Raw genomic sequence first — 19,170 nt, 5'->3', positions numbered from 1 at the left:
GGCCAAGGCCTTACCAGCTGTATTTCAGCGAGCCGATGACGGCGCGGCCCTGCTCTCGGTAGCAGAAGCCCGCCGAGCACACCGCTTCGCGCCGGTCGAAGAGGTTGGTGGCATTCACCTGCAGACGCAGGCCCTCATACTTCTTGTCGATTGCCGCGAAGTCATAGTGGGCGGCGGCATCAAACAGCACCCGCGACGAATTGCGGGTCGTATTCTGGTCGTTGCCATAGCTCGATCCAAGGAACCTGGCCCCGGCGCCAAACCCGAGGCCCGAGCCCGGACCGTCTTCGGGAAGCGTATAGTCAGCCCAGATCGAAGCCATGTGACGCGGCACGGAGGAGACGTAATTGCCGACCGTGTCGGCCGCGCCCTCGGTGATCTTGATGTCGGTGTAGGTATAGGACGCGACCAGCGACAGGCCGTTGTCGAGGCTGGTGTTGGCCTCGATCTCGAAGCCGCGCGAGCGCACCTTGCCGCGCTGCACCTGAACGTTCTCGGGGCCGCTTCCCAGATCGATAACCTCGTAATAGAGGCTGTTCTTCTGGTCGATGTTGAACAGCGCGGCGGTGATCATCGTATTGCTGTCCGGCAACAGATACTTGACGCCGATTTCCTCCTGCTCGCTCTTCGTCGGCTTGAAGGGGGAGCCGGTCTCCCGGTTGATACCGGCGTTCGGCGAAAAGGCGGTGGAATAGCTGATATAGGGTGCGAGGCCGAAATCGGTTTCGTAGGTCAGGCCGACGCGCCCGGAAAACGCCTTGTCCTTCTGGGACACCGAGTCCACCGCATCGGTGGTGAGATCCGTCGTGTCGGTATCGGTCGAGACCCAGTCGTAGCGCGCGCCTGCCGTCAGGGTCCAGGCGTCGTAGCGGATCTGATCCTGCAGATAGGTGCCGAGCTGCCACTGGTCCTGAACGACACGGCTGGTGAAGTCTATGGGATCGGTAGGGCGGCCTTCGGTCGGATTATTGGTATCCAGCGGCGGTGTGAAACCGGTGCCGGAAAGCGAGCGGAAGCGCAGTTTGCTGTAGTCGATGCCCGCAAGCAGCGTATGGTCGAGCGCGCCGGTGTCGAACCGGGCTTCCAGCTGATTGTCGACCACGAAGGCCGTCAGGCGCTCGTCGAATGTGCCGGCACTGCTGTCGAGGAGCGTCGGGTCGACGACGTTCGGCGCATAGGCGAAGGCCCAGTCGGCATCGGTATTCAGCGTGGAGACCCGCATGTTCTGGCGGAAGGTAAATGTCTCGTTGAGCCGGTGCTCGAATTCGTAGCCGATGCGGGCCTGCTTCTGTACGGAATCGTTGAAATCCGGGTTGCCGGCGAAGATGTCGGTTACTTCGCCAGTCAGAGGGTCGTTGTAGTAGGCCGCCGTGCCGCCCGTCCTGGTGCGGGAGTATTCGCCGAGGATGGTCAGCCTTGTGTCTTCGTCCGGCTTCCAGGTGAAGGCGGGGGCGATATAGGCGCGGTCGTCCGGCACGCTCACCTGCTCGGTGTCGGCGTCACGCAGCAGCCCGGTCATGCGGTAGTAGACCGGGTCGGTGTCGTTGACCGGGCCGGAGAAATCGAACTGTCCCTGATAGCGGTTGTCGGTGCCGTATTGCAGCTGCAATTCGTGCAGAGGCTCCTCCGCCGGGCGCTTGGTGATCAGGTTGAAGAGGCCGCCGGCGCCGGATGCGCCATAGAGGGCAGACGAGGGACCGCGCAGGATCGAGACGCCTTCAAGGCCGTAAGGCTCCGTCTTGAACAGCGACGAACTGGCGCCTGGCTGGCGCAGGTTGTCGCGGAAGACGCCGGTATAGGTGACGTCGAAGCCGCGCACCGTAAAGGAATCGAAGCGCGGATCGAACCCGTAGGCACCGACGCGCGACCCCGGCGTATAGGCGAGCGTATCGAGAAGGGTCTGCGGATTGCGGTCCTTCAGTTGCTGCTCGGTCACGGACGAGATCGATTGCGGCGTCTGCAGGAAGGGAGTGTCGATCTTGGCGCCTGTCGCGCTGCTGGTGCCGACATAGCCATCGGCAGTGATGACGCCGCCGCTGCCGCCAGTAACGGTCAGTGTCTCCAGCACCGTTGCGCCTTCGCTCGTCGTGGACTGCGCCGCATCCTGGGCAAAGGCCGTCAGCGACAAGGCTAGAAGCGAAGTGCCCGCAAGGGCGGAGAGGACGGTGGACCGGGTGGCGCGGCGAGGATCGGGCATGTCATGCACTTTCTGGACAGAGCAGTCTTAAAGATGACTGCTTCTATCAAGATTCTTTTCGCCGAAAAGCAAAATGCATGACTTGAAAACTCATGTTTTAGCCCGTGTGGGATTTGCGCAACATTCAGTAAAGCCTGCAGGTTATAGCACTTGTCGGCATACAACTTAAAAGACCGCGTTTTTGAGAAGCGCGGTCTTTGAAAGTGGTGTCGGCCGGCCAGTCGGCAGAGCCGTTTTATCCGTGATTGATCATCACGTGGCGGACGGCCGTATAATCCTCAAGCGCGTAGACCGACATGTCCTTGCCGTAGCCGGATTGCTTGATGCCGCCATGCGGCATCTCGTTGGTCAGCATGAAGTGGGTGTTGATCCAGGTGCAGCCATATTGCAGGCGAGACGCCGCCTTCATCGCCTTGGTGATATCCTTGGTCCAGACCGAGGAAGCAAGACCGTAGTCGCTGTCGTTCGCCCAGGTGACGGCCTGGTCGTTGTCGGCGAAGCGGGTGACGGAGACGACGGGGCCGAAGACTTCGCGCCGGACGATCTCGTCTTCCTGCGTTGCTCCTGCGACAACCGTCGGCTGGAAGAAGAAGCCGTCCTTGCTGCCGAGGTTTCCACCCGTGGTGATCTCGATGTGCTTCTGTTCGCTCGCGCGCTCGACGAAGCTCGCCACCCGATCGCGCTGACGCTTGGAAATCAACGGGCCGATCTCGTTTTCGGTGTCGTCGGCGAGATTGTATCTGATCGTTGAAACGGCCGACGTGAGATCAGCGACCAGTTTCTCGTAGATCCCGTCCTGGGCGTAGATGCGGCAGGCGGCGGTGCAGTCCTGGCCGGCATTGTAATAGCCGAAGGTGCGGATGCCGCTCACGACTGCTTCGAGGTCGGCGTCGTCGTAGACGATCACCGGGGCCTTGCCTCCGAGTTCGAGATGTGTGCGCTTGACCGTCTTGGCAGCCGCCTGCAATACCTTCTTGCCCGTGGCGATATCGCCGGTGATCGAGACCATGCCGATCTTCGGATGGTTGATCAGCGTGTTACCCACCGTTTCGCCGCGGCCGAGGATGACGTTGACGACACCTTCCGGCAGAATGTCGGCAAGCAGGCGGGCCATTTTCAGCGCCGTCAGCGGTGTCTGTTCCGACGGCTTGAAGACGACGGTGTTGCCGCCGGCAATCGCAGGCGCAAGCTTCCAGGCCATCATCATCAGCGGATAGTTCCACGGTGCGATCGATCCGACGATGCCGATCGGATCGCGGCGGATCATCGAGGTGAACCCCGGCAGATATTCGCCCGCAACAGGCGCATGCATCGAACGCACAGCACCTGCGAAGAACCGCCAGCAATCGATGATCGCCGGCAGCTCGTCATTGCGCACGGCATTGATCGGCTTGCCGCAGTTCAGCGCTTCAAGGGCTGCAAAGGCGTCGGCGTCCTTCTCGATGGCATCGGCGATCTTCAGCAGGTAGCCGGAGCGCTCGCCGGGTGTCGTCATCGACCACGTGGCAAAGGCCTTCTCCGCCGCATCGACGGCCCGCTCGATCTGCGATTGAGACGCTTCCGGCAGGTCTGCGATTTTCGCACCTGTCCGCGGATTGAGGATCAGTTCCTCCGCTTCGGTTCCGGCCTCGAATGTCGATCCGATCAAAAGTTGCGTATCCATGTTCGTTCTCCGTTATTTTTGACGGAGCGAATAGCGAATAGCGAATAGCGAATAGGGTAACCCAGCTGCCTAACTACTTAAAAACCCTATTCGCTATTCGCTACTCCCTATTCGCTCATGTTCATTTTCCAGCGCCGGCGATCTGGTCGCCGTCGCGCGTAAGATAGTAGGCCGCCAGGATCGGCAGGAACGTCACCAGCATCACCACCATGGCGACCACATTGGTGACCGGCCGCTGGCGCGGGCGGATCAGTTCCTCAAGCATCCAGATCGGCAGCGTCGACTGCTGGCCGCCGGTAAACGTGGTGACGATGACCTCGTCGAAGGACAGCGCGAAGGCGAGCATGCCGCCGGCGAGAAGCGCCGTGCCGATATTCGGCAGGATGACATGGCGAAAGGTCTGGAAGCCGTCAGCACCGAGATCCATCGACGCTTCGATCAGCGAACCGGAGACGCGGCGGAAGCGGGCAACCGCGTTGTTGTAGACGACGACGATGCAGAAGGTCGCGTGGCCGAGCACGATGGTCCAGAAGGAGAACGGGATATCGGCCATCGAGAAGGCCGAGCGCAGGGCAATGCCGGTGATGATGCCGGGAAGGGCGATCGGCAGGATGACGAGCAGCGAGATGGTTTCCCGACCGAAGAAGCGCGTCTGGCTGACGGCGGCAGCGCAGAGTGTCCCGAGCACCAGCGCGATGGCCGTGGCGATCGTCGCGACCTTGATCGACAGGGTGAGCGCTGCCCAGACGTCCGGCCGATCCCAGGTCACGGCGAACCATTGCAGGGTGAGGCCCGGCGGCGGGAACTGGTAGCTCTTTTCCTCTGTCGTGAAGGCGTAGAGGAAGATCAGGAGGATCGGGATATGCAGGAAGGCGAGGCCGCCGATGGCGGCAACTTTCAACCCCAGCGGGGCGGAGGTGGAGCGGTCAGAGCGCATCGAAGGCTCCCATGCGTTTGGCCATCCAGAGATAAAGGCCCATGATGACGATCGGCACGACAGTGAAGGCGGCGGCGAGGGGGATGTTGCCGGCCGTGCCCTGCTGCGCATAGACGGCCTGGCCGATGAACAGGCGCGACGAACCGACGATCTGCGGGATGATGTAGTCGCCAAGTGTCAGCGAGAAGGTGAAGATCGAGCCGGCAACAATGCCGGGCAGCGCCAGCGGAAACAGCACATGCCGGAAAGTCTGTTGCGGCGTTCCGCCGAGATCGGAGGAGGCCTCGATCAAGTTGGCCGGTATGCGTTCAAGCGCTGCCTGGATCGGCAGGATCATGAAGGGCATCCAGACATAGACGAAGACGAGGAAGGTGCCGGTGTAGCTGACCGAGAGCGAATTGCCGCCGATGACGGGCAGCGAAAGCCAGCCGTCGAGCAGCCAGAGCAGGTTGAGCTTGGTGAAAGCCCAGGTGAGAATGCCTTCCTTGGCGAGGATCAGCTTCCAGGCATAGATCTTGACGAGGTAGCTCGACCACAGCGGCAGCATGACGCCTAGATAGAAGACCGCCTTCCATTTTCCTCTGGCGTAACGTGCAGCGTAATAGGCGATCGGGAAGGCGATCACCGCCGAAAACAGCGTGACCGTGGCAGCCATCAGGACCGTGCGGACGATGATGTCGAAATTGGCATCCGAGAGCAGCTGCCTGTAGGTCGCAAGCGTGAACTCGTAATTGATCAGCCCGGAGAAATCGTCGATCGAGAAGAAGCTCTGCAAGAGAAGCGCAAACAGCGAGCCGAGATAGATGATGCCGAGCCAGAGGACGGGCGGGCCGAGCAGCACGGCGAGCAGCACCTGCGGGTGCTTCCAGAGGAAGTCCGAAATTCGCCCGGAAAGGCGCGGTCTGTTCGGCAGGATGGTTTGGGTGGCGGCGAGGGTCATGCAGCCTCCATCACATGAAGGTCGTTGCGCGAGAAGGCGAGCTGCACCTCAGCGCCGATGTCGGGCAGGGGCATGGCGGCGGGGCTGGCAACGACGATCTTTTCTCCGTCGCAGTCGACGCTGACGCGGTTGACCGCGCCGAGGAAGCTGCGGGCGGTGACAGTACCGGGCAGGGTGAGCTGCTCGGCCCAGGACGTGCCGATGGCAATCGCTTCCGGACGCAGGCTTGCGGCTGCGGCGGGAACCCCGAGCCTGGCGCAGATGGCGCTGGACAGGATGTTGGACGAACCGACGAAATCCGCGACAAAGCGGGTCTGGGGCCGCTGGTAGATATCCTCCGGCGTGCCGAGCTGCTGGATTTTGCCGTCGTTGAACACGGCGATCCGGTCTGCCATTGACAAGGCCTCGCCCTGGTCGTGGGTGACAAAGACGAAGGTGATGCCGAGCGATTTCTGCAGGCTCTTCAGTTCCTCCTGCATCTGCTCGCGCAGCTTGAGGTCAAGCGCGCCGAGCGGCTCGTCGAGCAACAGCACCTTCGGCTTGTTGACGAGGGCGCGGGCGAGCGCGACGCGCTGGCGCTGGCCGCCGGACAGCTGGCCCGGCCGCCGCTGGCCGTAGCCCGGCAGCTTGACCATGGCAAGTGCGTCTTCCGCCGCCCGGTGCCGCTCTTGCCTGCCGATGCCCTTGACCATCAGGCCATAGGCGACGTTATCGAGAATGGAGAGATGCGGAAAGAGCGCATAGTCCTGGAACACCGTGTTGACGCTGCGGCGATAGGGCGGAACGCCTTCGGCCGTTTCTCCGAAAATCTCGATATGGCCGCCGGTCGGCTGCTCGAAGCCGGCCATCAGCCTGAGGCAGGTGGTCTTGCCCGAACCCGACGGGCCGAGCATCGCGAAGAACTCGCCCGCCGCGATTTCAAGATCGACCGCATCGACCGCTTTGACAGTGCCGAAATGGCGGGAAACGTTTTCGAACAGGACGGCGGCGGTCATGGGGGACTCCGGGATGTTTGCGAGGTGCCCCTCATCCGGCCTGTCGGCCACCTTCTCCCCGCAAGCGGGGCGAAGGGGCAAACGGCAATCTCCGTCATCCCCTCTCCCCGTTCACGGGGAGAGGGTTAAGGTGAGGGGCATTCAGTATTATACTCTTTTACCGGCCGCCAATGACGCCGATGTAGTCCGACACCCAGCGGTGATAGGGCACGCACTCGCCCTGGCTTTCGCATTTGGAAACGGGCGTCTTCCAGAACTTGATCTTCTCGAAGTCGTTGTAGCCGTTGGCCGCACAGCCTTCGTCGGTCAGCAGTTCATTGCCCTTGCAGGCGGCCGGAACCGAGGGAACTGTGCCGAACCAGGCCGAAACGTCGCCCTGCACCTTGGGTGACAGCGAGTGTTCCATCCACATATAGGCGCAGTTCGGGTGGGCGCTCTCTGCATGCAGCATGGTAGTATCCGCCCATCCGGTGGTGCCCTCCTCCGGGAAGACCGAGGCGATCGGCTGCTTTTCGGCTTTCAGCAGGTTGACCTGGAACGGCCAGGAACCGGAGGCAACGACGCCCTCGTTCTTGAAATCGTCGATCTGGATCATCGCGTCATGCCAGTAGCGGTTTGCCAGCGTGCGCTGGACGCGCAGCAGGTCGAGTGCGGCCTTGTACTGGTCTTCATTCAGTTCGTACGGGTCCTTGATGCCGAGTTCCTTCTTGTGGAACATCAGGTAGTTGGCGGCGTCCGCCACATGGATCGGACCGTCATAGGCCTGAATGCGGCCCTTGTTGGACTTGCCGTCCGGCAATGTCATCTCTTCGAACACCACGTTCCAGCTCTTCGGCGCCTGGCCCTTGAAAGCCTCGGTGTTGTACATCAACACGTTCGGCCCCCAGACATAGGGCGTGCCATAGTGGGTGCCGTTCACCGTGTGCCAAGGGGCGTTCTGCAGGCGCTCGTCAATAGTCGACCAGCTCGGGATGAGGGCGGTGTTGATCGGCTGGACACGCTTGCCCGCAACCAACCGCAGCGACGCGTCGCCCGACGCCGTGACGAGGTCGAAGCCGCCTTCGTTCATCAGCGCAACCATTTCATCGGAAGTGGCGGCCGTCTTGACGCTGACCTTGCAACCGGTCTTCTCTTCGAAGCCCGTGACCCAGTCATAGGCCTTGTCGGTCTCGCCGCGCTCGATATAGCCGGCCCAGGCGACGATCGACAGTTCGCCTTCTCCCTTGCCGAGTTCCTTCAGCGGCTCCTGCGCAAAGGAATGGGTGGCGAAGGCGAGCGAAAGGGTGAGCGCGGTGCAGGATCTCAGAATCTGCTTCATCTTTAATCTCCCGGTTTGGTCCGTGTTTTTCACGGTTCTGTTCCCAGAAGAAAAGGTGCCTCTATTTTGCCGCTTTCGCAAATTCATTAATCAGAATGTTTCTATCGGTTTTCCCGATATCGATCGACTTTAGCGAGACCTGCCGCTGCGCAAGGCCTCTGCAACCCCGATGAAGTCCTTGGCCGACTGCGGCAACCCGGATCCCTTGCGCCAGACCATGCCGACCTGAACCACGGGGAGCGCGCCAGAGACGTCCCGGCTTTCGATCCGGTCGCCTTCCAGCGACCAGGGCCGGTAGACGAGATCGGGCAGGAGCGCGATGCCGGCGCCGGTGGCGACCAGGCTGCGCACGGCCTCAACCGAGCGGGTGCGGAAGGCGACATGAGGACGTGCGCCGAGCGCGGTCAAAAGCTTGCCGGTATTCTCCTCGATTTCGTCGACTGTCAGCATGATCAGCGGCTCCTTGGCGATATCGGCAACGGAAATGATATCGGCGGAAACCAGCGGATGACCGAGCGGCAGCCAGAGACGGTAGGCGGACGTCTCGATGATTTCCGCCTGCAGCGCCATGCGGTCGCGCAAATTGGAAATGACCATGACGGCGACATCGAGCTCGCCGCCGACCAGCAGATGTTCGAGATAGGAGCCGTTGTCCTCGATGGCACTGACCTCCACTTCCGGACAGGCGCGGCGATAGCGGGCAAGGAGATCGGAGAGAACGTAGCCGGCAACGAGCGAGGTCACCCCGAGATTGAGCTTGCCGCCGGTGCGCTCGACCCGCTCCTGCGAAAACGAGCGCCGCGCATCGGACACGCCGGCAAGGATCTTGGTCGCATGACGCAGGAACTGGTGGCCGTTATGGGTGATGTGCAGCCCGCGCGGGTGGCGCTCGAACAGTTCGACGCCCAGGTCAGTCTCCAGTTCCTTGATGGCTTCGGTGATCGAGGATTGCGAGATCGACAGGTTCTGCGCCGCCCGGGTGATGGAGCCCTGTTCGGCGACGCCGACGAAATATTGGAGCTGACGGAGTGTGAAGGCCATGACGCAGCTAACACAGGACGAGGGGGTGATGGCAAGGTGGATTGCGATGCCGGCCTTTGATGGGACTGACATGAGAAGCGATCCAATATGCCGGTTTTCGGATAGCGCGCTTAAAGGGTTTTGATAGGTTTGATATTAAGAGCAGCAGAAGATCGTGGATAAGATGCAGCCAAAGCCTTTCCCTTCCGAGTCCGGCATTCTTGCCTTCCACAAGCGCTGCGAAGAATTTTATCCGGCTGACGCTGTGGATGCGCCGATTGAGCAGCAGCGTGCGTGGTACGATGCGCTGTGCGCCGAGTTCGATGCGCCGTCGCCGGAGGGGCTCACACGGCACGATGACTTGGTTGGCGACCGCATTCCGATACGCCGGTACCGGCCGGCGGACATCGCAACCCGGACGCGGGTCTTCTACATCCATGGCGGCGGCTTCGTGGTCGGTTCCCTGGAAAGCCATGACGCCATCTGTGCGGAGATTGCGCATGCGGCGCGGGCCGAACTGGTAGCCGTCGACTACCGGCTGGCGCCGGAGCATATCTGGCCGGCCGCCTTCGACGATTGTTTCGAGGTGCTGACATGGCTTCTCGCCGATGGCCGGCCGCTGGTCGTTGTGGGAGACAGCGCCGGCGGCAATCTGGCGGCGGGCATCGTGCTCAAGGCGAAGGCGGCGGCAATCACCGGAATTGTCGGGCAGGTGCTGATCTATCCGGGGCTCGGTGGTGACCTGACGTCGGGCTCCTATGCCGAAATGGCCGAGGCGCCGGGCCTGTCGACGGCGGATGTCCTCTACTACCGCGAGGTGCTGAAGGCGCCGGCGGAGAACGCCTTTGCCCATCCGCTGAAAGCCGCCGACCTCTCCGGTTTGCCGCCGGCCTATATCACCTCGGCGCATTTCGATCCCTTGCGCGACGACGCTGCAGTCTACGCTCAGCGCCTGATCGCCGCCGGCGTCAATGTCACCTATCGTAACGAGCCGCAGATGATCCATGCATGGCTGCGCGCCCGTCACATGAGCGAAGGCGCGCGGGAAGGCTTTTTGCATCTCTGTCGGGGTGTCAATGTCCTCGCGGGAGCGCTCTGATCACCCCTTGGCCTTGCGGACCAGAACCGGCTCGGCACTGAATTTCGCCGGGAACAGCGCCTTGAGGTTCTCGATCTTCGGCAGGTCGTTGTAGACGATGTAGGGATAGGTCGGATTGAGCGTCAGGAAGTCCTGATGATATTCCTCGGCCGGATAGAAGGCGGTCATGTCCGATACCTTGGTGACGACCGGTTCGCCGAACACCCCCGCCTTGTCGAGCTGCGCGATATAGCTTTGCGCGATCTTCTTCTGCTCGCCATTGGTGGCAAAAATTTCCGAGCGGTACTGCGGGCCGTGATCTGGGCCCTGATAGTTCAATTGCGTCGGATTGTGTGCCACCGAGAAAAAGATCTGCAGCAGCTGACCGTAGGTGACCTCTTTCCGATTGTAGGTGATCTCGACTGACTCGGCGTGACCTGTATTGCCATTGCTGACCGTTTCGTAGACAGCCGTCTCCTTCGTGCCGCCGGAATAGCCGGAGACGGCGTTCTTCACGCCCTTCACATGCTGGAAGACACCCTGCACGCCCCAGAAGCAGCCCCCGGCGAAGACGGCCTTTTCGGTGGTAGCGCTGGCCGTTTCGTCAATGGCGGGAGGAGGAATGACGACGGCTTCTTCGGCGGCGTTGCTGAAAGTCGAGGACATGGCGAAGAGTGCCGCGGCGATCGCGGTTGCGCCAAGGCCGAGCACGACGGAGCGTCCGGGCTTTCGAGAGCCGGTTTGTGTTTTGATGGACGGCATGGCATTCCTCCTGTTTCACTGCGGCCGCAATGTGGTCCACGGGCTCAATCCGGCGACATGGGCCATTGCTTCATGAGCCAACTCTGGCCTGACGCTCCTTCGCGGGTCAAATCGCAAATGCGTGCGTAACGCCAAAGTGAGAAGCCGGCCGCAGCGCTACACGCTCGTGTGATGTCAGAAGGAATGGATTGGAGGATATGACGGCTATTACCGATCTCGACGTGCTCTTGCGCGACATGCGCCCGGACCTGCGTCCCGCAGAATATGTCTATTGCGCGGTGGCGGGTGGGGAAGCGGGGGACTGGCTGTCGCTGTCGCCGTTCGGCTTCTTCCGCGAGGATGAAGGGATAACGCTTATCCTCGAGCGCACCGTGGCCGACAGCGCCGGCCTGCCTTATGGGCCGGTGCTGCGCTGCATCACGCTGACGGTCCATTCGGCGCTCGAGGCGGTTGGCCTGACCGCGGCGGTCGCGACTGCGCTGACGCGGCATGGCATCAGCGCAAACGTGGTTGCGGCCTATTACCACGACCACATTTTCGTGCCGGCCGCAGACGGGCAACGGGCGCTTGCCGTCTTGGCCGAAGTCAGGCCTGTCTGACGGTTACATGAAGTCGCGGGGAACGCGCTTCTCGAAGGTCTTTTGGAAGATCTGCGTTTCGCCTTCGAAAGCCGTCACCGAAGCGGATGTCAGCCATTCGGTTGCCGTGCAGCCGATCCGCGAGACCGAGACGGTCTTGACAGACCAATTTTCGCGTCTGGCAATGCAGGTCCAGGTCGATACCCCTGTCATCGACAGAGGGGCGTCCGTGGCGATGGTCCAGGTCTCGTCGCGAATGTCCTGCGTGGCGAAGCCGGTACCCGGATGTTCGAACAGGCCGGTATCCTCGTAGATATGGTAGCGTGTCTCGCCCGCCGTCATGTCGCGCTCGACGCGGCGGCTGGTCTTGCCGGGCGCAAGCTCGATATATTTCGGCAGCGGATCAGGATTTGCCGGCTCCGGCATGGTGATGACCTGATGGTCACCCAGCTTTGGCAGGGCGAGCCCGAGCGAGGCGAGATCGAACGTCAGCCCCGGATCGGATGGGGCGGGCAGCACCATCGGCCAATAGGATGTCGAGAGCGACAGGCGGATGCGGTGGCCTTCGCCGAAGCGGTAACCGCAGGCGTCGAGTACCAGCCTGATCTGCGTCTTCTTGCCCCTCTCCATCGGCTTCGGCTCGGCGTAACCGTCGCGGTGGGCAAGGTTGAGGACGCCAAAGGTGACGCGGGTTGCCGTCCCGTCCGGATGGACATCGACAAGGCGGGCGATGAGGTTTGCCCAATCGCCATCGCAAGCCAGTTCGACGGTCAGCACGGGCTGGCCGAGATAGTCGACCGCATGCGTCAGCGGCGCAGTCTCGAAAGTGAGCGAGCCGGCATCGTCTATCCGCTGGTCGCCCGCCATTTCTGCGTCCGGTTTCAGCGTAAACCATTCGCCGGCGGCGGTGCCGGTATCGAGCGGCGATCTCAGATAGGCGTTGTGGTCGTGGGCGCCGGCGATCGGCATGCCTTCCTGCAGGCTGCCGAACTGGTCGACGTAGAAGCACTGCATTTCCGGCGGCTGCCATGTCTCCTTGGCAATCCAGAAGCCTGGCTCGCTATCGCGCCGCAGTGCAGGCTTCGGACCGTCGAGGATGAAGGCGCGCATCTGGGGCAGGTTTTCGACGCCGGTATCCTCGTCACGCAGCCAGCGGTTCCACCAGGCAATCGCTTCGCCATGAAAATCGGCGCGCGGCTTCGGCCAGGCAAAGTGCGGGTATTTGTGCACCCAGGGACCGATGAGCGCTTTCACGCGGTCGCCCATGCCTTCCGCTGCCTTCATCGGCGTATTGCGATAGCCGTCTGCCCAGCCGGCGATGACCATGGCCGGGACCGGGAAGCCGTCAAAATTCTCGCAAATCGACCCGTGTTTCCAGAAGTCGTCACGGCGCTGGTGTTCGAGCCATTCCTCCATGAAGAAGGGTTCGTTTTCCAGCCGTTCCAGCCACATCTCCTTCCACCTGTCGCCAACGAGCGCGGGATCGGGCGAGCGCGACTGGTAGGCGAGCATTGTCGCCGCCCAGGAGAGTTGCGCGGAAAGATGCGTGCCATCCTTGTAGTGGATGTCGTCGTTGTAACGGTCGACCGTCGAGGCGATCGAGATCACCGCTTTCAGTGCCGGCGGTTTAAGGGCTGCGACCTGCAGGCAGTTGAAGCCGCCCCAGGAGATGCCCATCATGCCGACTTTGCCGTTGGACCAGGGTTGGGCGGCGATCCAGGCGATCAGCTCGCAGCCGTCGGCGAGTTCACGCGGCGTGTATTCGCCGTCGATCACGCCATCGGATTCGCCGGAACCGCGGATATCGACGCGGACGCCGGCGATGCCCGCAGCAGCAAATACCGGGTAGGTGGATTCGTCGCGCGGGCTGGTGCCGTCACGCTTGCGATAGGGCAGGTACTCCAAGACCGCCGGAACCGGATTGCTGTCGGCGCCCTCCGGCATCCAGATGCGCGCGGCCATCCGCGTGCCGTCCTTCAGCATGATCCATTGGTTCTCGACGACGGTGAAATTGCCTGTGGTCATATGCATATCTTTTCTTCATGCTACTGCGGGTCATGTCACCAACGTCGCGAAAGGACGATGATGCTAGGAAGAAATGTTGTCGCCGGCGTTTTGATCCTGGTGCTGGCGGGGCCTGTTGCCGCCGATCAGGTCGTGCTCTTGCCATCCTGTGCGCTTTCTGGCGCGACCAGCGTCACCATAGGCGGACAGCCGGCGCTCAGGCTGTCCGACGTCGTGAATTGCCCGCCCGAACTTTACGAAATCGTACCGAGCTTCTCCATCGAAGGGCAGCCGGTCGTGCATTTCCGCTCCGGTGCAGGCGCCAAGGGTGATTGTGCCGCGAAAGGCGATCCAACCGTCGCGTTGGAGGGCGAGGCCGCGCAACGGCTGGGCGATGTGACCTGCACGGGGAAATGAGATCGCAGCCCGAGCCAGTCGGCTTCGGGCTGCACTTGTGTCGCGAAGGTTCAATTCCCGGCGCTCTCCATCCTGCGTGTCGTCAGTACCCTCTCCAGCCATCCGAGTTCCATCTCCGGCACGGATTTCAGGAGAAGATCGGTGTAGTCGTCGAAGGGCGGTGACAGGACCTTGGATTTCGGCCCGAACCGAACGAGCTTGCCCCGATGCATGACGGCGACAGAATCCGCAATCGCCCGGACAATGGCGATGTCGTGGGTAATAAAGACATAGGAAACAGCGGTTTCCTCCTGAAGCTTCAGAAGCAGATTCAGGATGCCCTCGGCCACGAGCGGATCGAGCGCCGAGGTTGGCTCATCGCAGAGGATGAGTTCCGGTTTTGCCGCCAGCGCCCGGGCGATCGCGACTCGCTGCTTCTGGCCACCGGACAGTTCGGCCGGGTAGCGGTCGAGGAACCGGTCGCCCATCTCGATCTGGTCGAGCAGTTGCCTGACCCGCTCCGTCTTCTTCGCCCCGTGCAGGCCATAGTAGAAGGAGATCGGCCGGCCGATGATGTCGCGCACCGTCTGGCGCGGGTTCATCGCCGTATCGGCCATCTGGTAGATCATCTGCACGCGGCGAAGTTCGTCCTTGGTACGGCCGCTGAGCGCCCTTGGAAGCTCCTTGCCGTCGAAGGTGATCTTGCCGTCCGACGGCGGCAGCAGCCCGGTGATGACGCGGGCCAGCGTCGATTTGCCGGAACCGCTTTCGCCGACGATCGCCAGCGTCTGGCCCTTGGGCAGATGCATCGACACGTCATGCAGCACCTTGAAGCCGTTGGCATAGCCGGCACTGACATGCTCGATCTTGAGCAACGTGTTGCTCTGGTCGCGGGCTTCCTCGCGCTTGGTCTGGCGGACGCTGACCAGGGCGCGCGTATAGTCCTGGTTCGGGGCTTCGATGATCTGCTTGGTGGTGCCGTATTCGACGGTCTTGCCGTGGCGCAGCACCATGATGTCGTCGGAGATCTGGGCGACGACGGCGAGATCGTGGGTGATGTAGAGGGCAGCCGTATGCGTTTCCTCGATCGCATGCTTGATCGCCGCCAGCACGTCGATCTGGGTGGTGACGTCGAGCGCCGTGGTCGGTTCGTCGAAGACGATCAGCTCCGGGTTCGGGCAGAGGGCCATGGCTGTCATGGCGCGCTGCAGCTGGCCACCGGAGACCTGATGCGGATAGCGGTCGCCGAAGGTCTCGGGGTTGGGAAGGCCGAGCACCTTGAAGAGATAGAGCGCGCGTTTTTCCGCCTCGGGGCGGCTCATGATCTTGTGGCGCAGAGCGGCCTCGATCACCTGCTCGCCGAGCTTGTGGGCGGGGTTGAAGGCGGCGGCTGCCGACTGCGCGACATAGCAGACCTTGCAGCCGCGGATGGTGCGAACGCCGTCGCGACCGAGCGTCAGGATATCCTTGCCGTTGAGCAGCACCTGACCGCCGGTGATGACCGCGCCGCCGCGGCCATAGGCGAGCGCCGAAAGCCCGATGGTCGATTTGCCGGCGCCGCTTTCGCCGATGAGGCCCAGCACCTTGCCTTTTTGCAGATCGAAGGAGACGTTTTCGACCAGAGTTACCGTTTTCGGGGGCTCGCCCGGCGGATAGCTGGTGGCCTCGATCTTCAGGTTCTTGACGGAAAGCAGATCAGGCATCGCCGCGCCCTCCCTTGAGGCTCGAGGTTCTCTTCATCAGCCAGTCGACGACAAGGTTGACGCAGATGGCAAGGCCGGCAATCGCGCCGCCGGGCACGAGTGCTGCCGAGATGCCGAAGATGATGCCGTCCTTGTTGTCCTTGACCATGCCGCCCCAGTCGGCGGCGGGCGGCTGGATGCCGAGGCCGAGGAAGGAGAGGGTGGACAGGAACAGGATCGAGAATGCGAAGCGCAGGCCGAATTCCGCCAGAAGCGGCGACAGGGTGTTGGGCAGGATTTCCCGGAAGATGATCCAGCTCGTGCCTTCGCCGCGCAGCCGCGCCGCCTCGACGAATTCCATCACCGCGACGTCGAGCGCCACGGCGCGACCGATGCGGAAGACACGGGTACTGTCGAGCACGGCCATGACGAGGATCAGGATCCAGAGCTGTTGCGGCAGGACGGCAAGGACGACCAGGGCAAAGATCAAGGTCGGGATCGCCATCATCAGATCGTTGAAACGCGAGAACAGCTGGTCGACGAAGCCGCCGGTGACGGCCGCGGTAAACGACAGCAGCATGCCGAGCGAGAAGGAAATGACCGTTGCTGCCAGAGCGACAAAGATCGTCGTGCGGGCGCCGAAGATCAGGCGGGAAAGCAGATCGCGGCCCAGGTTGTCGGTACCTAGCGGGAAGTCCCCGCCCATCGGCAGCCAGATATCGCCGACCACGTCACGTTCGCCGTAGGGAGCGATCCAGGGGGCGAAGAGGGCGCAGAACAGAGCCAGCGTGATGCCGGCGATGCCGACCCATGCACTGATTGGAATGGAGCTCAATCTCATCGTGGATGCCTCAATCTCGGATTGGCGAGGATGGCGAGAATATCCGCCGCCATGTTGAGGAAAATGTAGAAGGCGGCAAAGATCAGGCCGCAGGCCTGCACCACCGGCATGTCGCGAACCGTGACGGCATCGACCATGTACTGGCCCATGCCCGGATAGACGAACACGACTTCCACCACCACGACGCCGACGACCAGATAGGCGAGGTTTAGCGCGATGACGTTGATCACCGGCGCCACGGCATTGGGAGCTGCGTGCTTCGCGATGATGCGAAAGGCGCTGAGCCCTTTCAGCTCCGCGGTCTCGACATAGGCCGATGACATGACGTTGAGGATCGCAGCCCGCGTCATGCGCATCATATGGGCGAGAACCACGAGCACGAGGGTCGCGACCGGCAGTGCGATGGCCGAAAGCCGCTCGCCAAATCCCATGCTGTCATAGACTGTGGCCGGGAAGGTCGCGACCCCCAGCTGAACCGCGAAGAACAGGATCAGCAGGTAACCGACAAAGAACTCAGGCAGCGAGATTGCCGCCAGCGAGACGACGTTGATGATCTTGTCGGGCAGCCGGTTTCGATATTGAACGGCAAGCATGCCGAGCGCGACGGCGAGCGGCACCGACACCAATGCTGCGAAAAAGGCGAGGAACAGCGAGTTTCCGAGCCGGTTGCCGATCTGTTCGCTGACCGAATTCTTGCTTGCCCAGGACGTGCCGAAATCACCCTTGACGGCGCCGCCGAGCCAATTGAGGTAGCGTTCGGTCAACGGCTTGTCGAGGCCAAGATCCTTGCGGATGTTTTCGACCGCCTGCGGCGTCGCCGACTGGCCGAGATAGGTGGTGGCAAAGTCGCCCGGCAGGGCTTCCACGCCGCCGAAGATCATCAGCGACACGGCAAAGAGAAGACCAACGCTCAAACCCAGGCGCTGGATGATAAGGGCCGCCAGGGGGCGGCGCAGGGTGAAACGGCGCCAGAACGTGCCGGTCACGACACCCGTCGGGGGGGTGACCAAGGCTCCGGGGACGGGTGCGGACTGCGAGAGGCCTTCGCCCCCCGCAGCCGGACCCGTCGATAGCGCCGGACCCGTGATTGGTCCGCCGCCAGCCATCAGGCGTCGAGCCAGACGCGGGTTGCGACGTAGCCGTTCGACATATCGTTGCCGATATCGTGGACGTAGCCCTTCACCTGCTTGGTCGAGGCGTTCACGAAGTCGTTGAACATTGGCAGGATCAGGCCACCCTCATCACGCACCATCATCGCCATGGTGCGGTACATTTCCTTGCGCTTGGTCTCGTCCAGTTCGGAACGGGCTTCGAGCAGGATCTTGTCGAAATCCGGACGCTTGAACTTGGTGTCGTTCCAGTCGGCGGTGGACAGATAGGCCGTCGAATACATCTGGTCCTGGGTCGGACGGCCGCCCCAGTAGGAGGTCGAGAAGGGCTGGACGTTCCAGACGTTGGACCAGTAGCCGTCGCCGGGCTCGCGCTTCACCTCGATCTCGATGCCGGCCTTCTTGGCACTTGCCTGATAGAGCACCGCCGCATCGACGGCACCAGGGAAGGCGACGTCGGACGTGCGCAGCAGGACCGGGCCGCTGTGACCGGATTTCTTGTAGTGGAAGGCGGCCTTGTCCGGATCGTAGACGCGCTGTTCGATCCCCTCCGGGAAGAGGGCGTAGGTCGAGTTGATCGGAAAGTCATTGCCGACCTTGCCGTAGCCGCCGAGAATGGTCTGGACCATGTTTTCACGGTCCATCGCGTATTTCAGTGCCATGCGCAGGTCGTTGTTGTCGAATGGCGCTTTGTCGCAATGCATGATGAAGACGTAGTGGCCGCGGCCTGCTGTCGAGAGGATCTCGACGGTCGGCGCACGCTTCAAGAGCGCAACGGTCTTCGGATCGACGCGGTTGATATAGTGAACCTGGCCGGAGGAAAGTGCTGCGATGCGGGCGGTCGCGTCGTTCATGTTGATGATCTCAACGCTATCGACATAGCCGCGGTTCGGATTCCAGTCGTTCGGGTTCTTTTCGAAGGTCGCACGAACGCCAGCCTCGAAGCTGGTCAGCTTGTAGGGGCCGGTGCCGATCGCGGCGTTGGGATTGTCGTAGCCGCCGCCGGGCTGGATGATCAGGTGATAGTCGGACAGAAGCAGCGGCAGGTCGGCATTGCCTTCCGTGAGCGTCAGGACGAGATCGCCGCCCTTGTTCTCGATCGTCTTGATCGACTTCATCACCCCAAGCGCGCCCGATTCCGACTTCTCGTCGGTATGGCGCTGCAGCGTCTTCACGACGTCTTCGATCGTCAGTTCCTTGCCATCGTGGAACTGCACGCCCTTGCGGATCTTGAAGGTCCATACGGCGGCATCCGGTGACGGCTCCCAGGATTCGGCAAGAGCCGGAACGGCAGCACCCGTCAGCGGATGGGATTCGACCAAGAGGTCGCCCCAGTTGCGGCCGACGCAGAAGAGCACCTGAGAGAGGGCCTTGGCCGGATCGAGTGCGTCGGTGGCCGAGCCGCCTTCGAGGCCGAGCTTCAGATGTCCGCCGCGCTTCGGTTCCTGCGCCGCCGCACTTGCGGCAAATAATGTGCTGGCGCTCGACAGGGCGATGCCGGCTGCCATTGCCCGGCCCATGAATTCACGCCGGTTCATCTTGCCGATCTTGACCTGATTGGCGAGGTAATTCTTGTAGTCGCTCATTCCCCTGTTCCCTTTGTTTGATGGCTTTTGCCGTTCTGATTATTGTTCGATCATCGGTTGATCA

General features: G+C 62.1%; 16 protein-coding genes. 3 read left to right on the top strand and 13 right to left on the bottom strand.

Annotated elements, in window-relative coordinates; translation table 11 throughout:
* Positions 1-10: 10 nt before the first annotated feature.
* The 7 genes from JNB71_RS04565 to JNB71_RS04535 form a co-directional block, all read right to left on the bottom strand.
* Positions 11-2,197, bottom strand: a complete 2,187-nt coding sequence (locus JNB71_RS04565) for a TonB-dependent siderophore receptor (RefSeq protein ID WP_220370622.1) — start codon at positions 2,195-2,197, stop codon at positions 11-13.
* Between the two features lie 235 nt (positions 2,198-2,432).
* Positions 2,433-3,860 carry a gamma-aminobutyraldehyde dehydrogenase gene (locus tag JNB71_RS04560; protein ID WP_220370621.1) on the bottom strand — a complete coding sequence of 476 codons (1,428 nt, stop codon included), beginning with the start codon at positions 3,858-3,860 and terminating at the stop codon, positions 2,433-2,435.
* 121 nt (positions 3,861-3,981) lie between these two features.
* A complete protein-coding gene (locus JNB71_RS04555; RefSeq protein ID WP_220370620.1) occupies positions 3,982-4,797 on the bottom strand; it encodes an ABC transporter permease in 816 nt (271 codons plus the stop codon).
* Complete coding sequence (locus tag JNB71_RS04550) at positions 4,787-5,737, bottom strand: ABC transporter permease (RefSeq protein ID WP_220370619.1); 951 nt, start codon at positions 5,735-5,737, stop codon at positions 4,787-4,789. Before JNB71_RS04550 ends, JNB71_RS04555 begins: the two co-directional genes overlap by 11 nt.
* Positions 5,734-6,732 carry an ABC transporter ATP-binding protein gene (locus JNB71_RS04545; protein WP_220370618.1) on the bottom strand — a complete coding sequence of 333 codons (999 nt, stop codon included), beginning with the start codon at positions 6,730-6,732 and terminating at the stop codon, positions 5,734-5,736. Before JNB71_RS04545 ends, JNB71_RS04550 begins: the two co-directional genes overlap by 4 nt.
* Before the next feature lie 157 nt (positions 6,733-6,889).
* Positions 6,890-8,050, bottom strand: a complete 1,161-nt coding sequence (locus JNB71_RS04540) for an ABC transporter substrate-binding protein (RefSeq protein WP_220370617.1) — start codon at positions 8,048-8,050, stop codon at positions 6,890-6,892.
* A gap of 129 nt (positions 8,051-8,179) precedes the next feature.
* The gene (locus JNB71_RS04535) at positions 8,180-9,091 is read right to left on the bottom strand and encodes a LysR family transcriptional regulator (protein WP_220371145.1); all 912 of its coding nucleotides are present in this window, start codon (positions 9,089-9,091) and stop codon (positions 8,180-8,182) included.
* Positions 9,092-9,245: 154 nt separating this feature from the next.
* Between JNB71_RS04535 and JNB71_RS04530 the strand changes: the two genes are divergently transcribed.
* The gene (locus JNB71_RS04530) at positions 9,246-10,169 is read left to right on the top strand and encodes an alpha/beta hydrolase (RefSeq protein WP_431028103.1); all 924 of its coding nucleotides are present in this window, start codon (positions 9,246-9,248) and stop codon (positions 10,167-10,169) included.
* Here JNB71_RS04530 and msrA read toward each other — a convergent pair whose 3' ends face one another.
* Entirely contained in the window at positions 10,170-10,814 is a 645-nt protein-coding gene (msrA, locus tag JNB71_RS04525; RefSeq protein WP_220371143.1) for a peptide-methionine (S)-S-oxide reductase MsrA, read from the bottom strand. It lies immediately after the preceding gene.
* A 293-nt stretch (positions 10,815-11,107) separates the two neighbouring features.
* On the opposite strand from msrA, the gene JNB71_RS04520 reads away from it, so the two are divergent.
* Positions 11,108-11,509 carry an ACT domain-containing protein gene (locus JNB71_RS04520; RefSeq protein WP_220370616.1) on the top strand — a complete coding sequence of 134 codons (402 nt, stop codon included), beginning with the start codon at positions 11,108-11,110 and terminating at the stop codon, positions 11,507-11,509.
* A 3-nt stretch (positions 11,510-11,512) separates the two neighbouring features.
* Here JNB71_RS04520 and JNB71_RS04515 read toward each other — a convergent pair whose 3' ends face one another.
* Positions 11,513-13,513 (bottom strand): CocE/NonD family hydrolase, encoded by a 2,001-nt coding sequence (locus JNB71_RS04515; protein WP_220370615.1) that lies wholly within the window; start codon positions 13,511-13,513, stop codon positions 11,513-11,515.
* Between the two features lie 57 nt (positions 13,514-13,570).
* On the opposite strand from JNB71_RS04515, the gene JNB71_RS04510 reads away from it, so the two are divergent.
* On the top strand, positions 13,571-13,909 hold the full coding sequence (locus tag JNB71_RS04510) for a PAAR domain-containing protein (RefSeq protein ID WP_220370614.1): 339 nt from the start codon (positions 13,571-13,573) through the stop codon (positions 13,907-13,909).
* A 50-nt stretch (positions 13,910-13,959) separates the two neighbouring features.
* Here the strand turns inward: JNB71_RS04510 and JNB71_RS04505 are convergent, their stop codons facing one another.
* The 4 genes from JNB71_RS04505 to JNB71_RS04490 are packed head-to-tail and all read right to left on the bottom strand — an operon-like array spanning position 13,960 to position 19,106.
* A complete protein-coding gene (locus JNB71_RS04505) occupies positions 13,960-15,591 on the bottom strand; it encodes an ABC transporter ATP-binding protein (RefSeq protein WP_220370613.1) in 1,632 nt (543 codons plus the stop codon).
* The gene (locus tag JNB71_RS04500) at positions 15,584-16,411 is read right to left on the bottom strand and encodes an ABC transporter permease (RefSeq protein WP_220370612.1); all 828 of its coding nucleotides are present in this window, start codon (positions 16,409-16,411) and stop codon (positions 15,584-15,586) included. Before JNB71_RS04500 ends, JNB71_RS04505 begins: the two co-directional genes overlap by 8 nt.
* Positions 16,408-17,517 carry an ABC transporter permease gene (locus JNB71_RS04495; RefSeq protein WP_220370611.1) on the bottom strand — a complete coding sequence of 370 codons (1,110 nt, stop codon included), beginning with the start codon at positions 17,515-17,517 and terminating at the stop codon, positions 16,408-16,410. Before JNB71_RS04495 ends, JNB71_RS04500 begins: the two co-directional genes overlap by 4 nt.
* Positions 17,517-19,106 (bottom strand): ABC transporter substrate-binding protein, encoded by a 1,590-nt coding sequence (locus JNB71_RS04490; protein WP_220370610.1) that lies wholly within the window; start codon positions 19,104-19,106, stop codon positions 17,517-17,519. The genes JNB71_RS04495 and JNB71_RS04490 overlap by 1 nt, the downstream gene beginning before the upstream one ends.
* Between the last annotated feature and the right edge of the window lie 64 nt (positions 19,107-19,170).

The sequence above is a fragment of the Rhizobium herbae genome (assembly GCF_019511375.1).
GTDB classification, from domain to species: Bacteria; Pseudomonadota; Alphaproteobacteria; order Rhizobiales; family Rhizobiaceae; genus Pararhizobium; species Pararhizobium herbae_A.
The sequence above is the reverse complement of the archived record's forward strand: the minus strand, read 5'-3'. Positions and strand labels throughout refer to the sequence as shown.

What these genes read in the sequence shown, in the direction of transcription:
- JNB71_RS04545 (WP_220370618.1), bottom strand. Translation starts at nt 6,732, where the DNA reads ATGACCGCCGCCGTCCTGTTCGAAAACGTTTCCCGCCATTTCGGCACT.
- JNB71_RS04505 (WP_220370613.1), bottom strand. Translation starts at nt 15,591, where the DNA reads ATGCCTGATCTGCTTTCCGTCAAGAACCTGAAGATCGAGGCCACCAGC.
- JNB71_RS04495 (WP_220370611.1), bottom strand. Translation starts at nt 17,517, where the DNA reads ATGGCTGGCGGCGGACCAATCACGGGTCCGGCGCTATCGACGGGTCCG.
- JNB71_RS04515 (WP_220370615.1), bottom strand. Translation starts at nt 13,513, where the DNA reads ATGACCACAGGCAATTTCACCGTCGTCGAGAACCAATGGATCATGCTG.
- JNB71_RS04555 (WP_220370620.1), bottom strand. Translation starts at nt 4,797, where the DNA reads ATGCGCTCTGACCGCTCCACCTCCGCCCCGCTGGGGTTGAAAGTTGCC.
- JNB71_RS04565 (WP_220370622.1), bottom strand. Translation starts at nt 2,197, where the DNA reads ATGCCCGATCCTCGCCGCGCCACCCGGTCCACCGTCCTCTCCGCCCTT.
- JNB71_RS04510 (WP_220370614.1), top strand. Translation starts at nt 13,571, where the DNA reads ATGATGCTAGGAAGAAATGTTGTCGCCGGCGTTTTGATCCTGGTGCTG.
- JNB71_RS04490 (WP_220370610.1), bottom strand. Translation starts at nt 19,106, where the DNA reads ATGAGCGACTACAAGAATTACCTCGCCAATCAGGTCAAGATCGGCAAG.
- JNB71_RS04540 (WP_220370617.1), bottom strand. Translation starts at nt 8,050, where the DNA reads ATGAAGCAGATTCTGAGATCCTGCACCGCGCTCACCCTTTCGCTCGCC.
- JNB71_RS04500 (WP_220370612.1), bottom strand. Translation starts at nt 16,411, where the DNA reads ATGAGATTGAGCTCCATTCCAATCAGTGCATGGGTCGGCATCGCCGGC.
- JNB71_RS04550 (WP_220370619.1), bottom strand. Translation starts at nt 5,737, where the DNA reads ATGACCCTCGCCGCCACCCAAACCATCCTGCCGAACAGACCGCGCCTT.
- JNB71_RS04560 (WP_220370621.1), bottom strand. Translation starts at nt 3,860, where the DNA reads ATGGATACGCAACTTTTGATCGGATCGACATTCGAGGCCGGAACCGAA.
- JNB71_RS04535 (WP_220371145.1), bottom strand. Translation starts at nt 9,091, where the DNA reads ATGGCCTTCACACTCCGTCAGCTCCAATATTTCGTCGGCGTCGCCGAA.
- msrA (WP_220371143.1), bottom strand. Translation starts at nt 10,814, where the DNA reads ATGTCCTCGACTTTCAGCAACGCCGCCGAAGAAGCCGTCGTCATTCCT.
- JNB71_RS04520 (WP_220370616.1), top strand. Translation starts at nt 11,108, where the DNA reads ATGACGGCTATTACCGATCTCGACGTGCTCTTGCGCGACATGCGCCCG.